The following is a 17,915-nucleotide window of genomic DNA, read 5'->3' as shown; positions in this document are numbered from 1 at the left end:
CTGTGTGACGTGTGGCGGGTGCGGTGCGCGACCGACATGCAGGTAGCGAGCTATTGTCAGCGACGCAGAATACTTCGCCACCGATCTGCGCCGCATGCACAGTTCGCTGATTCGGTGCGAAGTACAGTGCAACCCGACATCGCATGCACGAGTGGTGGGCGATGCACGCGATCACGAACCCGACAGAGTCGCGTTCGGCGTCACGTATTCGACGAAGCCGTCGCCGCGACAAAAGCTGAGCAGTCGAATGCCCGCGCGCTGCGCTACCGAGATCGCAAGCGAGGTCGGCGCGGAAATGGTCGCAAGCGTTGAAATCTGGAAACGCGCCGCCTTGCGAACGAGCTCGTAGCTTGCCCGACTTGAGAGAAACACGAAACCGGCGACAGTATCAGCGCGCTCGCGTGCAAGGTATCCGATCAACTTGTCGAGTGCATTGTGGCGCCCGACATCTTCGAAGACCCGAAGAAGTGCACCGTCCGTGCTGCACCATGCCGCTGCGTGGGCACCTCCCGTTTCGCGCATCAGTCTCTGGTGCGCAGGCAGGTGATGCGCAGCGCGACTTACGGCTCTGGCGGCAATATAGTGTGCAGCGCTGGCGTCGTGCAAACGATCGGGATAAAGGTCGAGCAGTTGGATGCTTTCGATACCGCATACGCCGCAACCGGAACGACCCGCAAGCGCGCGCCGCTTGCCTTTCAGCGCCATGAAGGCCTGTTGTGAGATGGTCAGACGCACCTCGGCACTGTCGGGATGTATCACCGCCTCCGAATCGAAAACGTCTGACGCGCGCTCAACGATCCCCTCGCTCAATGCGAATCCCAGAGCGAACAGTTCGAGATCGGTTGGGGTCGCCATCATGACCGCATGAGATATTCCGTTAAAAACGAGCGCCACCGGCAGTTCTTCGACAACGACGTCAGTGCTTCCGCGCGCATCCTCGCGGGTGTGCCTGACAATGGAGCGAGCGACGCTGCCCGTGGTTACGATGCCTGAAGGTTGACACATATCGCTGTTCCTGACGCGTGACGTTAGCTGAGTTCGTAAAACCGGCCCGGCTGCAGGGCGGGCGGCACATCTTCGCCACACAGTTCGCAGACTGAGCGCTCGATATTGCGAGTCATCGCGTCGAGCGCCAGGCCATTAGGCGACAGGGCGAATGGATCGGAGATTTCTCTGGCGATGGCCTCCAGCGCGATCAGCGTGTAAGAAACGAATACACAGATGAGTGGTGTGGCAAAACCGATCGAGTCGATGAGCCCGAACGGCAGCAGAGCGCAGTAAGCATAGACTGTCCGATGGAGGAGTACCCCGTACGCAAACGGAATCGGTGTCGCGTGAATGCGCTCGCAGCCGCCCACGGCCGCGCCCAGATCGTTCAGTTGTTTGTCCATCACCCACAACAGCGTGTCTGGCAGCGTTCCTGCGCGATTGAGTGCGGCGATGCGATGACGGGCTTCATCGAGCAGTACGATCGGCGTGAATGTCAGGCCATGATAGTTCCGCGCCAGCCCGGGTCCCAACAATCTTTCGATATCGGCTGATGGGTCAGTATGACGAAGCTGATGCTTCAGTGCATACGCGAACGCAATCAGCAAGCGCGAAATATCTTGGCGGTCGAGCGGCCGTGCGTCGTCGGATGCATATCGATTGACCTGTGAAGTGAGGTTACGTGCTGCGATAAGTACCCGTCCCCAAAGGTGCCTCGCCTCCCAATAGCGCTCATAGCTGGCATTGTTTCTAAACGCGAGGAAGATCGCGAGCGCGATGCCGCAAAGTGTGAAAGGCGCCGTGTTGAGCGGAATCTTCTCGCCGAGAATACGTCCATGGGTATACATGGCGAGCGCACTCACCAGGGCAAGAAATGTCAGTTGCGGGATGATTTCCTTGAGGACGGATCCGTGCCACACGAAAAGCATGCGAAACCAGTTAGGTGGGGGGCGGACGATCATAACGAAGAAATCACTATGGGCCCGGGAGGGTGTTGCACCATCATCGTAGTGGCGGATAGAAGCGTTGGCTCGTGTCCGACTGCGCGCGTCTGCGTCCTTCTGCCGGTTGGGAGCGGCAAGATTAGCTCAACCGGCTAATGCGCCGAATGCACACTTCGGCGCCTGAACGTGGAGCACAGTTTTTCAGTGCGCCGCGTCTTTGTCGGGCTCCGGCCGTTGACCGAGGGCTGTACAGCCGGGCTGGTAAAGACGATGAAAGCAAGGCCTTTGTACGATTTCAATGACCGCGCCGCGGTGTCAAGCGATTGTCACCGTGGCGCGCTGACGCTGGGCTCAGCAACAGCGTGCTGAGTTCGTGGATGCGGATCTCGGGCTGGGGAAGCCAGTGTCCGGCCTCCCTTTCGACATTTGGGTTGCTTGACGTGTCTTCTCGTTCGATGCTCCCGGGCACGGACGACGAATGGTTGTGTCGCGATGGTGGAATCGGGACGAGTACGCCCACGTTACGATGACGATTACTTACATCACCAGTGAACAGAACTGTGCGGCAACTGTCCGATTGGTGTCGTCGCCTTTCATTTGCCCTTTGCGGAACATGTGCATGATTTCGATACCGGCGAGGATGATGCGCACTCACCGGAAATCCTTGAATCCCCTCATCGGTTTGATGATGCGCTTGATGGCACGATGGTCCTGCTCCATGAGGTTGTTCAGGTACTTGTTCTGTCGCACCCTGCTCGATGTGGGTCGCTCCGCATTGAGCGCCTCGAGCGCAGCCAGATCGGCTGCCCGCTCTTGTCGACGGTAATCGTCTCGGGCTCACCGTTGTGCGCAATAGCCTTCTCGAAGTAACGCTGCGCGGCGGCCTTGTCGCGATGCGCACGCAGCGGGAAGTCGACCGTGTTACCTGCCTTCTCGACGGTGCGGTAGAGGTACTTCCATTGGCCCTTGACCTTCACATAGGTCTCATCCATGCGCCCGTTCCTGCCAACCGGGCGTATGCATTTGCGAAATGCCTTGTCGAACAACGGGACGAGGTAGATAACAAGGTTGTAATGAACCGGACCGCGTGCGGTAACGGGGTGCCTGCTACCCTCGCACGGCTTTCTGGACTACCGGTTTTGAACAATGCGAACACCACATAAAGGACTACGTGCAGCGAACAAGCATAGTGGCAGCCGATCGGTTCCTCGCGGTGGAACTGGCCCACAGCATAGTGGGGTTGTAGAGGTGCCGCTGCACAATAACCGCCCGCGCATTCTTGGAGCGGAGTCGTGAGTCAGCTCGCTTCGATACGCATCTTTGCCAAAGTAGCGGAGCGTCTGAACTTTGCCGAAGCCGCAAAGTACATGGGCGTGTCGGCATCCGTCGTCACGCGCAGCGTTGCAAAACTCGAACAGCGCCTTGGTGTACGCCTGATCAACCGGACGACCCGCCGTGTGTCCCTTACCGACACCGGCCAGCTGTATTACAAGCGATGCGTGGAATTGATCGGGCTGCTCGACGTCATGGATGAATTTGTCACCTCGGCAAGCAACGAACCTGCAAAATTGTTGAAGATTGCAGCGTCATCGGCTTACGCCAACTCGGATCTCCCCGAAGTGCTCGCCGCCTATCGTCAACGGGAACCGCACACGAGTTTTGAGCTGACGGTGTTCGAAGACATGACTGACATCACAGTCGCGGACTTCGATGTCTGCTTTAGCGCGGAACGCCGGTTGCGCGACTCTTCGCTAATCTGCCGCGCGCTCGCGCAGGCTCGCGATGTGATTGTTGCAAGTCCTGACTATCTCTGCCGGCGAGGAACTCCTCATACCCCGGCTGAACTGGCCGCTCATGACATTCTCCTCGCTTCGGATGCGCCAAGTCGCTACTGGGAATTTCGCAGCACATCAGGTACGCACCGCGTAGTTGTTCGCCCTGCCTTAAACACGCAAAGCCCAGCTTTGATAAAGCGCGCAGTACTGGTCGGCTTAGGAATCGCCCGATTGTCGACCTCGCTGATACAAGAGGAGCTCGATAGCGGCATGCTCAAAATTCTGCTGCACGACGCGGAGCTCTGTGGGGACGAGCGTACGTTTTGGATCCTGTACCCGGGACAGCTCTATATGGCTACTGCAGTACGTGGCTTCATTGATTTTGTTGTAGATCGCTACCGCAAAAACAACTAGGGACGCAAGTCCATGACGTCAATGCCGTTGCGATTCATGCAACATGGAACCGGTCAATACTGAATTGCTGTACCGGTGATTTTTGTTGGTCCTAAAGTGCGGTGGACCGATGCGGCCTATCCCATGTCGAAGACTTTCACTTAACAAACCTGGGAAGTCGGTTCGGAAATTACATACATTTAGGAACGTTTATCTATGAAAAGAATCGTTACCGCCGGAACGGTGTTTGGTCTCGTCATTGCCCCTGTTGCAGCCCTCGCGCAAAACAGCGTGACCTTGTACGGTGTGATTGATGAAGGTCTGAACTACACTAACAATTCCGGAGGTCATTCGGCAGTACAATTGGAGAGCGGCTTCGCGCAAGGCAGCCGCTGGGGCATTAAGGGTTCTGAAGATCTGGGCGGCGGGACCAAGGCAATTTTCCAACTGGAGAATGGGTTCGATGTGAACTCCGGCGCGCTGGGCCAAAGCGGCCGCATGTTTGGCAGGCAAGCGTACGTTGGTATCGCTTCGGAAACGCTCGGTTCGTTGACGATGGGCAGACAGTACGACTCTGTCGTTGACTATCTCGCGCCGCTTACGGCCAACGGTAACTGGGCCGGCTATCTAATGTCGCACCCCTACGACAATGACAACACCGACAACTCGTTTCGCCTGAATAACAGCATCAAGTATTCCAGCAAAACCTATGGCGGGCTCTCGTTTGGTGGTCTCTATGGCTTTAGCAATCAGGCCGGCGGCTTTGCGAACAACCGCGCGTACAGCCTCGGCGCCCAATATGTAGGCGGTCCTGTAACGATTGCTGCGGCATTCATGCAGATCAATCAACCGGGTAGCACGGCGGGTGGCTCGCTCGCGACCGACGATACTGCCTTCTTTGCGAACCGCGAGCAAGTTTGGGGCGCCGGTATCAACTATACGGTCGGCTCGGCGCTTCTTGGTTTTGTTTATAGCCACACGAGCTTGAACGATGCGACGGGTTCAGCCTATGTCGGCAATTTCGCTAACACGGCCAGCAGCCTAAAGTTTGACAACTTCGAGGTGAATGCGAAGTATCAGATAGTAAAAAACGCCTTCGTTGGCGCGATGTATAACTACACCCTCGGTCACTTCCAAAGTGCCGCCGGCGATTCGACACCGAAATGGCATCAGATCGGCCTGATGGCTGACTACAATCTGTCGGTGCGCACCGACGTGTACATCCAAGGCATGTACCAGCATACGGCGGGTGGTAATGCAGTGGCCGCGCCGCTCAACACAGCTTTCATTACTGGCGCAGACTCGCCGTCTACGACGGCCAACCAGTTTATCGCTCGAATCGGAATGCGTCATCAGTTCTAAGCTGTCATGGAACGTGCCGCACGTTCAGTCGTGCGGCATGACGCATAACAAGTTACTGTTTCCTTTGGCGCGTGCAAGTCGAAGGCGCGTCGATTGGTTTCGCAGTCCGGACAGCGATCCCTTTTCGATGTGGTCGCGGACAACACATTCACGGAACGGCAAATAATTGCGGCTATGTGTCCCATGCGGTGACTTTTCGACATAGCCTGCATTACCGCCAACCTTGTTAATGCCGTTCGGTTTGAAGACTCACGCACTGTCACACACAACTGAACGAGTCACTAAATCAAGTGACAAGTCTGCATCAACCTCACCTACGACGAGCGCGCCCACGTTGACGTTGCGCACGGTGATGACGCCGTCGAACGGGGCCGTCAGATGGCGACGCCCGAGAGCAGGAACATCTGCACGAACACGATACAGATGGAGAGGGTCGAGACGAAAGTCGGCACGGCGATCTCGCTCGAGCGTTGAGAAAATTCGCGTGCTTATGTGGAAGTCCCGTATAAATGGCCTATTGAGTGAAGGCAAGGAACCAAGCGGGGCAAACGCCGGAAATCCGGCGCTAGATCTGGTTTGGAAACCAGGCGGATCAGTCACTTGAGGGTGTACGTCAACGTGCCATACCCGAGTTGGTCGAAGCCACCGTTGGCCGAAGCATAATCGCCGCCGCCTTCCGGGCGCACACGCTGCGCATATGCGGCAACGCTCCGTGCCTTGAGCTTCTTAAGCGGTACATAGTGGTTGTAGAGTTCCCAGATTGGCCGCGTATCGCCTCTCGATGCGGACGAAATCAAACGCTGTGTCGCGAGGCTGTCGGAATACAAGGTATATGGCACTCTTGACCAAGTTTATATTGCGTGGCGTATTCAGCTCCCTTCAGCAGGCCGTCGCGAACTCGATCGGATTGCGCCGAATCCAACGCAGGATCGTCGTGTGAGCGAGCGACAACCCTCGCTCAACCGTCATCTTCAACCATCATCTCGACGAGATCGGGCCCCCGAATTGGTCAGCCCCCGCCACTCTCACCGATTCGTAGGTCGCTATATGAACCACATCCGCCGGGGCGTGTACGTTACTTCGATTGGATGCGTGGGCGCCGCAACGTTCCCGGACAGATTTTCTGTCGGTTTCGATCATAGGCAAAGCGCGACAGGCGCGTGATAGTTCCCACGGAGAGACGGTTGGCGCATGTAGTACGCGAGATATCGTCGTGCCTTGGGCGTGAAGACGATGCGGGAGCGGTTCCCGGGATTCGGGTGATCCGTTTGTGCCAACCCCGAAGGATAATTGCGTGATCCAGAGACACTGGATCGATGCAGAGAGCAGCGTGGCTTCGCTGTGCATCGGCGGCGGCAAGAGTGTGGCGCTCGCGCCAACCTAACGTGATCGAAGCGCGGCTTGCCCGGAGCTGCATACGTTTGCGATGATTCGCGAGCCGCGAGTCAGGCATACGTTTTCAGGCGCCAGCAGGAAGGTGCCATTTTTGGCCGACGTGTGCAAGGTTTCCGGATCAACCAGAGGCATTGAAGCGCGGCGGTGACGGATGCGACTGCTCTCGTTGGCTGGTCGCGTCGAATTTTTTATATGCGGTTCACTCTCGCAGGTATAAACGATGACTAAGCGAATTGCATTGGTGACGGGCGGAATGGGCGGTCTCGGTGAGGCCATCAGCGTACGGCTGTACGACGCAGGCTATACGGTAGTCGTCACGCACTCGCCGGATAACGCAGGCGCAGAGGACTGGCTGGCCAGAATGAGGGAGACGGGACGCGCTTTCCACGCCTATTCCATCGACGTGGCCGACTACGATTCGTGCCAGCGCGGTGCGCAGAAGATCAAGAACGAAGTTGGTCCCGTCGACATTCTGGTCAACAATGCCGGCATTACGCGGGACATGACCTTCAAGAAGATGGAGAAGGTCAATTGGGATGCGGTCCTGCGCACCAATTTGGATTCGGTCTTCAACATGTCGAAGCCGCTGTGCGACGCGATGGTCGAGCATGGCTGGGGCCGCATCATCAATATTTCGTCGGTGAACGGCTCCAAGGGCGCCGTGGGCCAGACCAACTATGCGGCGGCGAAGGCCGGCCTGCACGGTTTCACGAAGTCGCTCGCACTGGAAGTCGCTCGCAAGGGCGTGACGGTGAACACAATTTCGCCGGGCTATCTCGCGACGAAGATGGTCACCGCCATTCCGCAGGAGATTCTTGACACGAAGATCCTGCCGCAGATCCCGATGGGCCGTCTTGGCAATCCGGACGAAGTTGCCGCGCTGATCCTGTTCATGTGCTCGGACGACGCGGGCTTCGTGACTGGCGCGAACATCCCCATCAATGGCGGCCAGCATATGCAATAAGCACGGATGTCGGGCCTGGGTGTCGGAGACGACTTCCAGGCCACCTTTCCAGGGTCTTGCATATCCGTACGAGTTCGCGAGGTTTCCGTGCGCGTTGCGTGGTCACACAGCCACGGTTGTGGATTTGAGGAATGGAATAGGTCAAGTATGGATCAAGTATGGATTGGTCTGGCGATCGGCATATCGACACTCGCCGTTGCGCTTCCGATGGTGCTGGCTCACTACCGGCGCGAAAGACATCGAGCGAGGGTACTTGGCATTCGCAGGCTGGGAAATGTGGCTTGCCCTGAGAACGGTGCGAGCGTCGCCACTGGCACCGGCCGGCGCGGAACGGCCCAACCTGACGGGCAGTGCAGCGCGCCAGGGCCTCGTGCCCGGGAGATGATAGCGACTGCGCCGGAGGACGCGTGTCCTCCCGCGGAGTGAACGGGGCCGTACGACTGGAAGTGCAGGCAGGCCAGCGCGTATACCGGGCGGTGCGGTTCGCCCAATGTGCCGCGATGATGAATTGCACCACCAGCCCTGAACACAGGGCACGCATTCCTGTTTGACAATCTTCCATAAAATCAATGACAGCTCATGATCAGGAGGCGCTGGTCGTCGGCCAGCGGCAACTCAATGTCCGCGCGGAGATCCACAACATGAGGGTTGCCGCGCTGTGGCAGGTGCTCATGCCGATCGCGGGCGAGATCCGGCACGTGAAGATCTCGACCGGACAGGCTCGCGACCATGCCGATTTCACCGTCTCGTTTGGAGCGATCCCCTTGGCGACGCTGCACACGATCGCGGCCCGGCTGAACGAGATGACGTGGGTGACGGGCACGACGGTTACGCCAGGCCGATTACCCGTGCAAACGACGTTTCCTGCGTACCACTCCGCACCTCGACCGGTGTGCAGGGATGCCAATTGATCAACGAGGCAAGAGTTTTCATGAGCAAACAGTTTAAGCAAAGCGCGCTCGCGTAACCCCAGAATCCGAAGCCCGGCAAGACTTCGACACGCCCACCAAACCGCTCTACAACCAGGTCGATCTTTCGCTCGCGTGTTCGCCAGGTGTCGCCGCGGCCTGTGAGGCGATCCATGCCGATCCGCTCGACGCGCAGAAGTACACCTCACGCAGCAATCTCGTGGGCGTCGTGACCAAAGGCACGCCCGGGCTCGGTCTCAGCAACATCGGCCCGCTCGCGGCCACGCCGGTGATGGAAGGCAAGGGCTACCTCTTCAAAAAGTTCGCCGGCATCGACGAGTTGGACATCGGGCTTTGGAGACCGATCCAGACAAGCTCGTCGAAGCCAACGCCATGCTCGAGCCGACCCTCGGCGGCATCACCTCGGAGACATTAATGCATCTTCCGGCACTTGCGCAGCTTCTGCACGATGTAGAAGCACTCGGGCTTACGCCATCGGATTATCTGCTGTATTGCGCATCGACATGTGCTTCCGTCTGCTGATCGAAGTCGATCTGCCGGTGGACAAGGTCGCGCGGTGTTGTGGGCTCGCCAAGCTATTCCGCAGGCTTCTCGACCACGTCCACCGAATATCGTGCAAACGAGCGCCGCAGGTTTGCGGGAGAGCTGCCATCTTAACTTCGATCAGTTTTTCTCCAACTGGGCACGGCTGCTGAAGGTCTTGGCGTGATGTTGGCGTCTCTGCCGCTCATTGAACGCGAGATCGCAACAGGGCGCCTCGTGTGTCCGATATCAGGGCCGGTGTTGTGCGGACCCGATTACGTGCTTGTCGTGAACCGTGATCGCGCGGAGGATGACGCGGTTATTGCGTTCAAAAAGTGGATCATGGCGACGGCGGCGCAAATTCCGGTACAGCCGGCCCGAAGCCACCGACTTGAAAAGGTCATCGAACTGTGCCGTTCACGAAGCGATCGCGGCACCAGCTATGACGGCGATAGCCCTGAGGGTTTGCGAGCGGGCCTCATGGCCGCTTTGGTAGTCTTTGCGGTGATCTGTGCTGCGATCGCGGTGCAGTCACGCAACAGCATGATGACCCACAATTATCGCCCAATGCCGCGGCGCTCTTGCGCTTCGCATGAAAATGCCAATCTTCCCCGATGACCCTGTTCATTGACCACACATGAGTAGTCTGGGCACACCAGGCGGCGAGCGCTGCGGCGAGTCCTTACAAGCCCCGTGGCACTGAGGCGGTCGATCCCAGCGCCGTGCTTGCGAAGCTGCCAGCACCATAGCGGTTCCTTGCTTCACCGGGCTCGAATGCCGTATCGAGGAACGTTTGGGCGCCCGGCAAATACACGGTTCGAGGCGCTTCTGTCGCTGGAGGACTGACGGGTTCGCGCGCGCCATCGCTTAGGGTGCGTGACGGCATCATGTAGCGACGCCCCAGCCTGACGACCTCAGCGCCCTGGTCATCGGCGCTTGACCTCAACGATTCATCGAGACCGACATTGGGAGCCCCTGCAGCGGTGCCGGCGCCGATGGTGGCGACGACCAGGATCGCTTTCAACAGAAGTTTGCCGCGCGATTGCGTTTCGGTTTTGCTGTTCATTTTTGGCTTCATCGTCGGGTCAAACGGGAAACAGGGTATTACGCGGGTAACTGCGTTGTGTGCAAGCGCGTGCCAGTACATTCTCCTCGACACGACACCGGGACATAGTCATTTTTTTATCGCCTGAATCTGATTCCATCTTGAGTCGCTGAGCCATCAGAAACCCATATGCAGCGATACTCAGCATGGCGAGGTGGTGAAAGCCATCTCAGCCACGCCCTTCGTAGTGACCGAGCCCGAACTCCTGTTTGAGGTCCTGATAAGGCGCGACGTATCGACGAAGCCGTCGCCGGGGCAGAAGCTGAGCTGGCGGATGCCAGCCCGTTGGGCGACCTGGATGGCGAGAGAGGTGGGCGCGGAAATCGTTGCCAACGCGGGCACGTGCATGCGGGCCGCCTTGCGAACCGGTTCGAAGCTTGCGCGGCTCGAAAGGAACAGGAAACCGGAAGCCGTATCGGTCCGAGTTCGGGCAAGCCAGCCAATCAATTTTGTCGAGCGCATTGTGACGCCCGACGTCCTCGAAAACATGCAACGGTTCGCCAGCACGGCTACACCATGCGGCCGCGTGGATGCCTCCGGTCTCGCGCATCAGGGTCTGGTGCGCGGGCAACTCGGGCACGGCGCGGGCGACGGCTCGGGCTGCAATGGGTGTCCCGGTCAGGGGCATGCATATGGGTTCTGGATGGAGGTCGAGCAGCGCGATGCTTTCGGTGCCGCAGACGCCACGTCCTGAACGGCCGGCGAGTGCGCGGCGCCTGTTCTTGAGGACCATGAATGCCTCTTGCGACACGGACAGATTAACTTCAACGCTATCACGATGGGTGACCGCTTCCAGATCGAACACGTCGGATGCGCGTTCGACGATCCCCTCGCTCAGGGCGAAGCCAAGCGCGAATAGTTCGAGATCGATTGGCGTCGCCATCATGACCGCGTGGGAAATTCCGTTGAAGACGAGGGCGACCGGGATCTCCTCGACAACGCGATCGACACTCGTCGTAGTCGTGCCTTGCCTATGGCGCACTCTCCTGCACGGCAGGCTACCGGTACTTTCCGCGATCGAATTCTCGGACACTAGACGCCCTCCATTAGCTAAGCCCGTAGACGGGGCGGGTTGAATTGGCGGCGGCACGTTGTTGCTGAACTTTTCGAGCACGGCGCCGGGGCGCTCTTCGCCCTGCAAGCGGACTGGGCAGAACGTTACGTGCGATCGCCGGGCCGTGTGAGGCACAGCTGGGCGAGTTCGAGCAGAGCACAGTTCCAGGCGTAGTTGGCGTTACACCGCCGCGCCTTCGGTCACGGCACTGTTGGGCACGGTACTGATGTCGGCGCGGCCACGTTGATCACGACACTACGTGCTCAATGGAATGGAGCACGTCCAGTACGACAACCCCTGACCGAAATGAACCGTCAATCGAGAGAGGCACGTCATTTCCGGAGCTCCACACCCACCCGTTACCGGCTGCACATGTCCAGATCGAAAGCGAGCTTTACCGCCTACTCTATGCCGCATAATGTGCGCTTGACGGTGACTCGTCTCGCACCATCGCTTTTGACGTTTGCTATGCTTGAGTTCAAGCATTCTTCGTTGTTCCAGTACCTGCCTGGTGGCATCAAGATGGCGCATATGATCGCCGAAAGACAACGGCGCCGGACAGATTCCCATAGAGCTGTTCTACTTGTTGTCACGATAAGTAGTCCTATTCATATTAAACCTTGTTCAAGCTTCGACCGTTGTCGCGACAAAGCCCCGCTTCACCATGGCAGGGGGTCCCCCCACGCTGTCATCGTTTCATAGGCCGGGGCGGTGGCAAGGGCCTGGTAGCGCCCGGGGCCGCTGCACCGCGGCATTCACGGCGAGATGGCGGGTCCGGCCGGCGGGAGGAGCGGGGACGTCGGGCAGGCGCCGCCCCTTACGGCGGCGCTTCCTTTCCTCGATTGTGGCGCACTTCGCTCGGGCTCTTGCCGGTCCAACGCTTGAAGGCGTGCCGGAAACTCACCGCATCGCTGAAGCTCAGGGCCTGAGCGATATCTTCGATGCTTAGCGTGGTCGTGTCGAGGTAATCGATTGCAAGCGCCTTGCGCACATGCATGAGAAGTTCACTGTACGACGTGCCCGCAGCATGGAGTTTCCGGTGCAGCGTGCGCGCGCTCATGCACAGGCCCTCGGCGATTGCCTCAATTTCGGGAAACCGCCCTGGGGTCCGCGTCAATTCCTCGTAAACGCGCCGTGTGATCGCAGACTGAGTGCGGCGTTCTTCGAGCAGTTGCGCGCACTGCGACGATACCTGCGCGGCCGTGATCGGGTGGGCGAGCTGCGGCGCGCGCGACAGCCACGCCGCCGGGTAGCTCAGCACGTTAGCCGGTTGGTCGAACGCGACCGGGCACTCGAGCGCCTGGGACAGCAGCGCCGCATGCGCCGGTTGATCTCTAGAGAATTGTGCACGCGCTGGCACGCACCATCCCCCCATGACGTCCTTGATGACGGTCACGTGTACCGCAAACTGCAGGTCGATCAGGAATTGATGCAGCGACGTGTCGAGTTCCGGCAACATGACCTCTTCGCGGGAGGGAAAGAACCAAGAAGCCGTGTCACCCTGTTTGGCCCAGCGAATGTCGAGCATGCCGTTGGCGAGCTGATGAAACTTGACCGCTGAATCAAAGGCCTGAGCCATGGTTTCGGAGCATAGCATCGCGTAGCCAAGCATCCCGTAGCTTGAGGCGTGCAGCAGGCACCCCACCCGCATACCAAGGTCGGAATGGGCATGGAGACGGACTGCGTTTCGCGCCGCCGTCAGGAACTGCAGGGAGGACGTGAGTGCGAAGGGATCGACGATCGCCTCGGGATCGAGGCCCGTACCCGCGAGTATCGCATTCGCGTCCAGCCCCAATTTCGTAGCAGCATCAATCAAGGCGACGAGCTTCGACGGCGAGAAGCGTTTTGCGGACAGCGTCGGAGGCTGCGAGGCGGCAGATAGTCGGGCGGCGGTGAAATGCGTTGCCGTGGTTTTCAGAGTTGCTTTGCGCTGCATGACGAGTCCGATTCGATGCCGGTTCCAGGAATGTGATTGTGCACCCCGAGTGTGGCGTTGCAGGATCGCAGCCATGCCCGGGGGCGTGTACGTCACTTCGACCAGGCACTTGTGCGGCGCAACATTCCCGGGCAGAGTTTATGTCTGTTTCGATCATAGGCAAAGCGTGACAGGCGCGTGATAGTTCCCGTGGAGAGACGGGGTTGGCGCATGTAGTGCGCGAGACACCGTCGCGCCTGCGGCGTGGAGACGATCCGGGAGCGGTTCCCGTGATTCGGATGAACCGTTTACGCCAACCCGGGAAGGATAATTACATGATCAAGAGACACTGGATCGCGTCGTTCGGCTTGCTTCCCGCCGAGATCGACGCCGATCGATACCCCTGCGTGATGTCAACCCCGCGTTCCAGCGGGGATCGAGCCTACAGTTGACCCAAGGCGAAATGGCGGGGTTGCCAACCAATGTGAATGTCAATAGTAAGTGGTCGCCCGTTCTCAATGGGGGCATGGATATAGCCTTGGACCGCCTGGGGTAAGCGCTTGAGGTCGAGTGCATTCTTCATGCACTCCAGGATAGCGAACTGCGGCGCGCCGCGGGTTTACGTACTTTCGCAAACGGCGCGCCTGCCGTTGTTTACGTGCAACGTACCGGGCTAGCTGGCGCGCTCGTAATGCCGTGTAGGATGACGGCGAAGCGCGTCGATGTCGATGCCATCGAGCGGCCAGTGGAGCTGCTGTGTGGTCAGCTCGATCACTTCGTGATCGCGTCGCGGCCACACGAAACGGTCCTGCTTGAGCCGGCGCAACAACAGCCAGAAGCCCGTGCGCTCGTACAACAGGAGCTTGATCCGGTTGCATTTACGGTTGCGAAACGCGTACACGGCGCGCGCGAGCGGATCCAGTCGCATTGAATTCTCAACCAGGGCGGCAAGGGTATTGATACCGCACCGGAAGTCGATCGGCTCGCGATGCAGATAGACCCGCAGGTCTTCAGCGAAGCGCAGCATCACCGGCTCCTCAATGCGTCGATCATCGCTGTGAGCAGCGCCGTATCCTGTTGCGTACATGGAAGTTCAAGACTCACCCCGTTGGGCAACTGCGCGACCAGGCGTGATGGCAACGGCGGACGCTGCGAGGCACGCGTCACTTCACGCGCTCGGGGCATTGGCGTCACAGCCCCAGACGCAGGCGGTCTCGAATCCGCGCGCACCGTGTATGGATCTGTGCCGAGTTCACGTCGTCCCGCGCCGACAGTTGCGCCGGGGCGGGGGTGGCAATGGGTAGAGTGCAGATCAGGGCTGTCGTGACGGCAGCGCGAATAAGCGTGGTATGCATGAGAACCTCCGTTGCAGTTAGGTGAGAGGCTGAGCCTCTCCTTGCCCTGTACGCAGGCGCGCGTACATTGGATGCATTTTCCTGATGCGTCGAAACGTTGGGTGACTCGACAAGTTCAGGCTCGTTCCAAAGGTCATGCATCGACCTCGGCGACAGGGGAAGAGCGGGCAGACAACGTCAAGCGGCACGGGCGACGTAATTGCGGCCGCTCAAGTTGTCTCGGGTAGGCCCCCGCTGCGAAGCGCTGTCTAAGGTTGTCATGTGGCTCACTCCTCGAGTGCTTCACTCGTACGCTCGCAGCCGTTGGTCGGTGCTCTCACGCTTACAGTAAGTCGAGGGCAGGGACGTTGTCGTCGGAAATGAAGGTATTGTTCGCTGCCGTGCCGTGTAAGCTTTTCAACTTCAAGAGGTCGGCTATATAGCAGAGGTCGCACTGTAGTTGTGTACCGCGTGCGGCGCCCGAAACCGGCGCAAGCCTATCCTGCCGTCACCGATTTTCAAGTTGTTGTTGGTGTCGAGCGTGACTTCGGTGTGCTCGAGATGCAAGCCGTGTACAACCGGAATGCGCGTCCGTGTAACTGCCGTGCGTTGCGACTTCGCAGTCGTGATGCAACGAAGCGCGCGGCGTGCGTCTGATCTGCGAGTGGTGCGCGCTCGAGATGTAATGCACGGAAAAAGAATGTCGACAACGGGGTGACGTCGAATGTGTGCGACGTGTCACGTGATGCAAGGCAGGTGGTGTTAAACGTTCGCGCCCTCTCGCACGACTGTAACTATCCGTACAAGTCGAGTGTGCAGGCGTGGCGACTGCGAAGTGAGGCAGAGGCGTGCCGAGTGTGTCTACCAGTGGCTTCAAATGCGCCGCGGTTGTCTTGCAGCGTGAATCCACGTGTGTACAGTGCTCGCCGCCGTTGAAGTCCGCGTGCATGCCTGATGCATGCGCGTAACTCCGTGTGTGTGGACGGGACGTCGAATAACAGCAGAAAAATATTTTTTGTTCCGTCCTGTTCCTCCGGATTCCGCTGTATTCCAGCCACGCCGGAAAGCACCAGCGGTGGGTGTTGACGACGTATTAACGCCTGTTCAAGATGCGATCAAGGTCGTGCGTCGGAGCCAGTCATGCCGGTTGTCAGGAGTTTCACGCGAGGGCAGTGGGAGGCGTTCGGACGCAGGCTCGATGCGCTGCCTGAAAAAGCGACAAGCGATCAGCCGCTCAAGGTAAGCGACGGCGTCAAATCCATCCAGAAACAGATCGGCACAGCGCGGGAGAAGGGATACACGCTCAGTGAACTGATCGAGGAGGCTGCACAGGAAGGCATCGCGGTATCGGTCAATTCCCTGAGATACGCGATGCGCCGTGCGGACGGAAAAGGACGAATCCGGCGGGGCGGGAATGAGCCGGCGCGCGCGAATGCATCGGTCGCCGTGCGAGGCAGGAAACCCTCACAGGCAGATGCAACACACGATAAACCGCCACGCAGCGGGACACAGCAAAAAGGGGATGGGGGCGTAACCAGGCCGGGGCAACCGGTGAGGGGCTTCCTCGGATTTTCGATCAGCCCGGACACCGAAAATCTGTAGAGGTGTGGCATGGCAACAGCAAATCCCCCCATCTATATGGTCGGCGGCAGCAAGGGTGGTGTCGGAAAGAGCGTCGTGACGCTGGCACTGATCGATTACCTGCGACGCACGGACGTCGACGTCGTGCTAGTCGAGACGGATACGTCCAACCCGGATGTCATGAAAGCGGTTCACGGTGAGATCGAATGCGGGGCATGCGATCTGGATGACGCGAGCGGCTGGATCGATTTCGTCAATTTCTGCGACCGGCACCGGAACGCGACCGTTGTCGTCAACACGGCAGCGCGGAGCCAGACCGGCGTCGCGCAATATGGAGGAACGCTAGCCAGTACTCTCGATGAACTGGCGCGACGACTTGTTGTGCTGTGGGTGATCAACCGGCAGCGGGACAGCCTCGAATTGCTGTTCAAGTTCGGGGCGACGTTTCCGGATGCGGTGACGCATGTGGTGCGTAACGGCTATTTCGGTTCACCGGAGAAATTCACGCTGTACCGGGATTCACAACTGAGGACGGCTGTCGAGAAGCAGGGCCAGTCGCTGGATTTTCCGGACCTTGCGGATCGCGTCGCTGACGAGTTGCGTAGCCAGCGCCTGTCGATCCGCAGGGCAGCGGAGACAATGCATATCGGTGAACGGGCAGAACTGCTGCGCTGGTGCGCGCTATGCGGAACCATGTTTGCCAGGGTGACGGCCGGTGGGTAACAGACGCGGTGGATCGCCGGACGCGCTCGCCCGCCTGTTTCTCGACGTCACGGGTGAATTGCCCGACGATGCCAGTGTCCTGAGAATGCGGCGGGTGTCCGGCGCACTCAACCTGCGCGACAACGATGCGTTGTGGTCTGTGTTGGTCATGCTCGAACATTACGGGCGACTCTACGAAGCCATGCCGGAGCGTATCCGGCAGGCGGGCGCGGACAGTATGGACCTCGTGCGGACGGAGGCGCGGGCAGCGACGGATGCGTTGATGACGCAGCATCGTGACGCGCTCGCGCGCTGCAAGGCCACGATCGAACTGGCGGAGCAAATGACCGCCGAGCAGGAATCGCGCTACCGGACCGCGGTTGCGGCGCTGAACGACGAGGCGCTGGCTACACTCACGCAGCGGGCAGCGAACCACATTGCCCGCGTTGCTGGTAACCGGCTCGTGGGGGCGACGACTGTCGCCGTTCGTGAGCAGCAGAAACGGATCGATGTCGCGCTCACGTCATTCGGGCACGTCGCCATGCGGCGACTCGTGCGGGCATGCTATGGGCTGGTCGTCTGTGGGCTGATTGTGATGCTTGCGGCGGCGGGTGCGGGCGCGCTGGCCGGATGGTGGGCAGGCGTGCATTGGGGGCGGGCAGAGAGCTCGCCGTCTGCCCGCACGGATTACACGCCGTTTGTGTCACCTTCCATGAAGTCAGCGGCGTGACGAAGCACGTTTGCAGCCATGTCGTGCTGGTCGAAGGCAATCATCGGTGCCCGATAGCCTTCATCTTCGGCGCGGGCAAGGGCCATGTCGTAGTGCTGGCCTTCGTTGTATTGCAGATCGGTGGTTTCAACGAAAGTCAGGTAGAGGTCGGGCGAGCCTTCGGCATTGGTGGCGAGCACGGCTATGCGGATGCGGTTGGTCATGATGGGTTTCTCCAGTTCAG

General features: G+C 59.3%; 15 protein-coding genes and 4 pseudogenes. 9 read left to right on the top strand and 10 right to left on the bottom strand.

Going from position 1 to position 17,915, the window contains the following annotated elements:
* Window positions 1-171: 171 nt before the first annotated feature.
* The 3 genes and pseudogenes from fdhD (G5S42_RS22360) to G5S42_RS22350 all read right to left on the bottom strand — a co-directional run.
* Window positions 172-1,005, bottom strand: a complete 834-nt coding sequence (gene fdhD / locus G5S42_RS22360; RefSeq protein ID WP_176110593.1) for a formate dehydrogenase accessory sulfurtransferase FdhD — start codon at window positions 1,003-1,005, stop codon at window positions 172-174.
* Window positions 1,006-1,028: 23 nt separating this feature from the next.
* The gene (locus tag G5S42_RS22355) at window positions 1,029-1,949 is read right to left on the bottom strand and encodes a bestrophin family protein (protein WP_176108770.1); all 921 of its coding nucleotides are present in this window, start codon (window positions 1,947-1,949) and stop codon (window positions 1,029-1,031) included.
* A gap of 519 nt (window positions 1,950-2,468) precedes the next feature.
* A pseudogene (locus G5S42_RS22350) lies at window positions 2,469-2,995 on the bottom strand (IS6 family transposase); the annotation flags it as partial.
* A gap of 228 nt (window positions 2,996-3,223) precedes the next feature.
* Between G5S42_RS22350 and G5S42_RS22345 the strand changes: the two are divergent.
* Both G5S42_RS22345 and G5S42_RS22340 read left to right on the top strand, forming a co-directional pair.
* Window positions 3,224-4,120 carry a LysR family transcriptional regulator gene (locus G5S42_RS22345; RefSeq protein ID WP_176108769.1) on the top strand — a complete coding sequence of 299 codons (897 nt, stop codon included), beginning with the start codon at window positions 3,224-3,226 and terminating at the stop codon, window positions 4,118-4,120.
* A gap of 195 nt (window positions 4,121-4,315) precedes the next feature.
* Entirely contained in the window at window positions 4,316-5,461 is a 1,146-nt protein-coding gene (locus tag G5S42_RS22340) for a porin (RefSeq protein WP_176108768.1), read from the top strand.
* A gap of 596 nt (window positions 5,462-6,057) precedes the next feature.
* Here the strand turns inward: G5S42_RS22340 and G5S42_RS22335 are convergent.
* Complete coding sequence (locus G5S42_RS22335) at window positions 6,058-6,288, bottom strand: hypothetical protein (RefSeq protein WP_176108767.1); 231 nt, start codon at window positions 6,286-6,288, stop codon at window positions 6,058-6,060.
* A gap of 788 nt (window positions 6,289-7,076) precedes the next feature.
* Here G5S42_RS22335 and phbB point away from each other — a divergent pair.
* From phbB to G5S42_RS45485, 4 genes and pseudogenes are all read left to right on the top strand, one after another.
* Window positions 7,077-7,820, top strand: a complete 744-nt coding sequence (gene phbB, locus G5S42_RS22330) for an acetoacetyl-CoA reductase (RefSeq protein ID WP_176108766.1) — start codon at window positions 7,077-7,079, stop codon at window positions 7,818-7,820.
* 569 nt (window positions 7,821-8,389) lie between these two features.
* On the top strand, window positions 8,390-8,731 hold the full coding sequence (locus G5S42_RS22325; RefSeq protein ID WP_176108765.1) for a hypothetical protein: 342 nt from the start codon (window positions 8,390-8,392) through the stop codon (window positions 8,729-8,731).
* Window positions 8,732-8,751: 20 nt separating this feature from the next.
* Window positions 8,752-9,163 (top strand): annotated as a pseudogene (locus G5S42_RS22320) (NADP-dependent malic enzyme); the annotation flags it as partial.
* A gap of 294 nt (window positions 9,164-9,457) precedes the next feature.
* Window positions 9,458-9,889, top strand: a complete 432-nt coding sequence (locus G5S42_RS45485) for a type 2 periplasmic-binding domain-containing protein (RefSeq protein ID WP_176108764.1) — start codon at window positions 9,458-9,460, stop codon at window positions 9,887-9,889.
* A gap of 64 nt (window positions 9,890-9,953) precedes the next feature.
* On the opposite strand, the gene G5S42_RS22305 is transcribed toward G5S42_RS45485, so the two are convergent.
* The 5 genes and pseudogenes from G5S42_RS22305 to tnpB all read right to left on the bottom strand — a co-directional run bounded on the left by G5S42_RS22305 (window position 9,954) and on the right by tnpB (window position 14,372).
* Window positions 9,954-10,337 (bottom strand): hypothetical protein, encoded by a 384-nt coding sequence (locus G5S42_RS22305; protein WP_176108763.1) that lies wholly within the window; start codon window positions 10,335-10,337, stop codon window positions 9,954-9,956.
* A 19-nt stretch (window positions 10,338-10,356) separates the two neighbouring features.
* Window positions 10,357-10,599: pseudogene (locus tag G5S42_RS44385) on the bottom strand (IS701 family transposase); the annotation flags it as partial.
* 11 nt (window positions 10,600-10,610) lie between these two features.
* Window positions 10,611-11,409: pseudogene (gene fdhD, locus G5S42_RS22295) on the bottom strand (formate dehydrogenase accessory sulfurtransferase FdhD); the annotation flags it as partial.
* 838 nt (window positions 11,410-12,247) lie between these two features.
* Window positions 12,248-13,366, bottom strand: a complete 1,119-nt coding sequence (locus G5S42_RS22290; protein ID WP_176108762.1) for an AraC family transcriptional regulator — start codon at window positions 13,364-13,366, stop codon at window positions 12,248-12,250.
* 652 nt (window positions 13,367-14,018) lie between these two features.
* Window positions 14,019-14,372: an IS66 family insertion sequence element accessory protein TnpB gene (gene tnpB / locus G5S42_RS22285; protein ID WP_176108761.1), complete on the bottom strand. Its 354-nt coding sequence runs from the start codon at window positions 14,370-14,372 to the stop codon at window positions 14,019-14,021.
* A gap of 1,447 nt (window positions 14,373-15,819) precedes the next feature.
* On the opposite strand from tnpB, the gene G5S42_RS22280 reads away from it, so the two are divergent.
* Genes G5S42_RS22280 through G5S42_RS22270 form a run of 3 tightly spaced genes read left to right on the top strand, consistent with a single transcriptional unit; the run spans window position 15,820 to window position 17,692 of the window.
* The gene (locus tag G5S42_RS22280; RefSeq protein WP_176108760.1) at window positions 15,820-16,281 is read left to right on the top strand and encodes a hypothetical protein; all 462 of its coding nucleotides are present in this window, start codon (window positions 15,820-15,822) and stop codon (window positions 16,279-16,281) included.
* Between the two features lie 9 nt (window positions 16,282-16,290).
* The gene (locus tag G5S42_RS22275; RefSeq protein WP_176108759.1) at window positions 16,291-16,983 is read left to right on the top strand and encodes a nucleotide-binding protein; all 693 of its coding nucleotides are present in this window, start codon (window positions 16,291-16,293) and stop codon (window positions 16,981-16,983) included.
* On the top strand, window positions 16,976-17,692 hold the full coding sequence (locus G5S42_RS22270) for a hypothetical protein (RefSeq protein WP_176108758.1): 717 nt from the start codon (window positions 16,976-16,978) through the stop codon (window positions 17,690-17,692). The genes G5S42_RS22275 and G5S42_RS22270 overlap by 8 nt, the downstream gene beginning before the upstream one ends.
* Here the strand turns inward: G5S42_RS22270 and G5S42_RS22265 are convergent.
* The gene (locus G5S42_RS22265) at window positions 17,650-17,895 is read right to left on the bottom strand and encodes a hypothetical protein (protein ID WP_176108757.1); all 246 of its coding nucleotides are present in this window, start codon (window positions 17,893-17,895) and stop codon (window positions 17,650-17,652) included. The two genes, G5S42_RS22270 and G5S42_RS22265, sit on opposite strands and share 43 nt — an antisense overlap.
* Window positions 17,896-17,915 lie beyond the last annotated feature (20 nt).

The sequence above is a fragment of the Paraburkholderia youngii genome (assembly GCF_013366925.1).
Taxonomy (GTDB): Bacteria; Pseudomonadota; Gammaproteobacteria; order Burkholderiales; family Burkholderiaceae; genus Paraburkholderia; species Paraburkholderia youngii.
This window is presented reverse-complemented; position numbering and strand designations above follow the sequence as displayed.

Bases quoted from the DNA above. Each gene is read 5' to 3' on its own strand.
- fdhD (WP_176110593.1), bottom strand. From the start codon at position 1,005: ATGTGTCAACCTTCAGGCATCGTAACCACGGGCAGCGTCGCTCGCTCC.
- G5S42_RS22355 (WP_176108770.1), bottom strand. From the start codon at position 1,949: ATGATCGTCCGCCCCCCACCTAACTGGTTTCGCATGCTTTTCGTGTGG.
- G5S42_RS22340 (WP_176108768.1), top strand. From the start codon at position 4,316: ATGAAAAGAATCGTTACCGCCGGAACGGTGTTTGGTCTCGTCATTGCC.
- phbB (WP_176108766.1), top strand. From the start codon at position 7,077: ATGACTAAGCGAATTGCATTGGTGACGGGCGGAATGGGCGGTCTCGGT.
- G5S42_RS22325 (WP_176108765.1), top strand. From the start codon at position 8,390: ATGACAGCTCATGATCAGGAGGCGCTGGTCGTCGGCCAGCGGCAACTC.
- G5S42_RS45485 (WP_176108764.1), top strand. From the start codon at position 9,458: ATGTTGGCGTCTCTGCCGCTCATTGAACGCGAGATCGCAACAGGGCGC.
- G5S42_RS22305 (WP_176108763.1), bottom strand. From the start codon at position 10,337: ATGAACAGCAAAACCGAAACGCAATCGCGCGGCAAACTTCTGTTGAAA.
- G5S42_RS22290 (WP_176108762.1), bottom strand. From the start codon at position 13,366: ATGCAGCGCAAAGCAACTCTGAAAACCACGGCAACGCATTTCACCGCC.
- tnpB (WP_176108761.1), bottom strand. From the start codon at position 14,372: ATGCTGCGCTTCGCTGAAGACCTGCGGGTCTATCTGCATCGCGAGCCG.
- G5S42_RS22280 (WP_176108760.1), top strand. From the start codon at position 15,820: ATGCCGGTTGTCAGGAGTTTCACGCGAGGGCAGTGGGAGGCGTTCGGA.
- G5S42_RS22275 (WP_176108759.1), top strand. From the start codon at position 16,291: ATGGCAACAGCAAATCCCCCCATCTATATGGTCGGCGGCAGCAAGGGT.
- G5S42_RS22265 (WP_176108757.1), bottom strand. From the start codon at position 17,895: ATGACCAACCGCATCCGCATAGCCGTGCTCGCCACCAATGCCGAAGGC.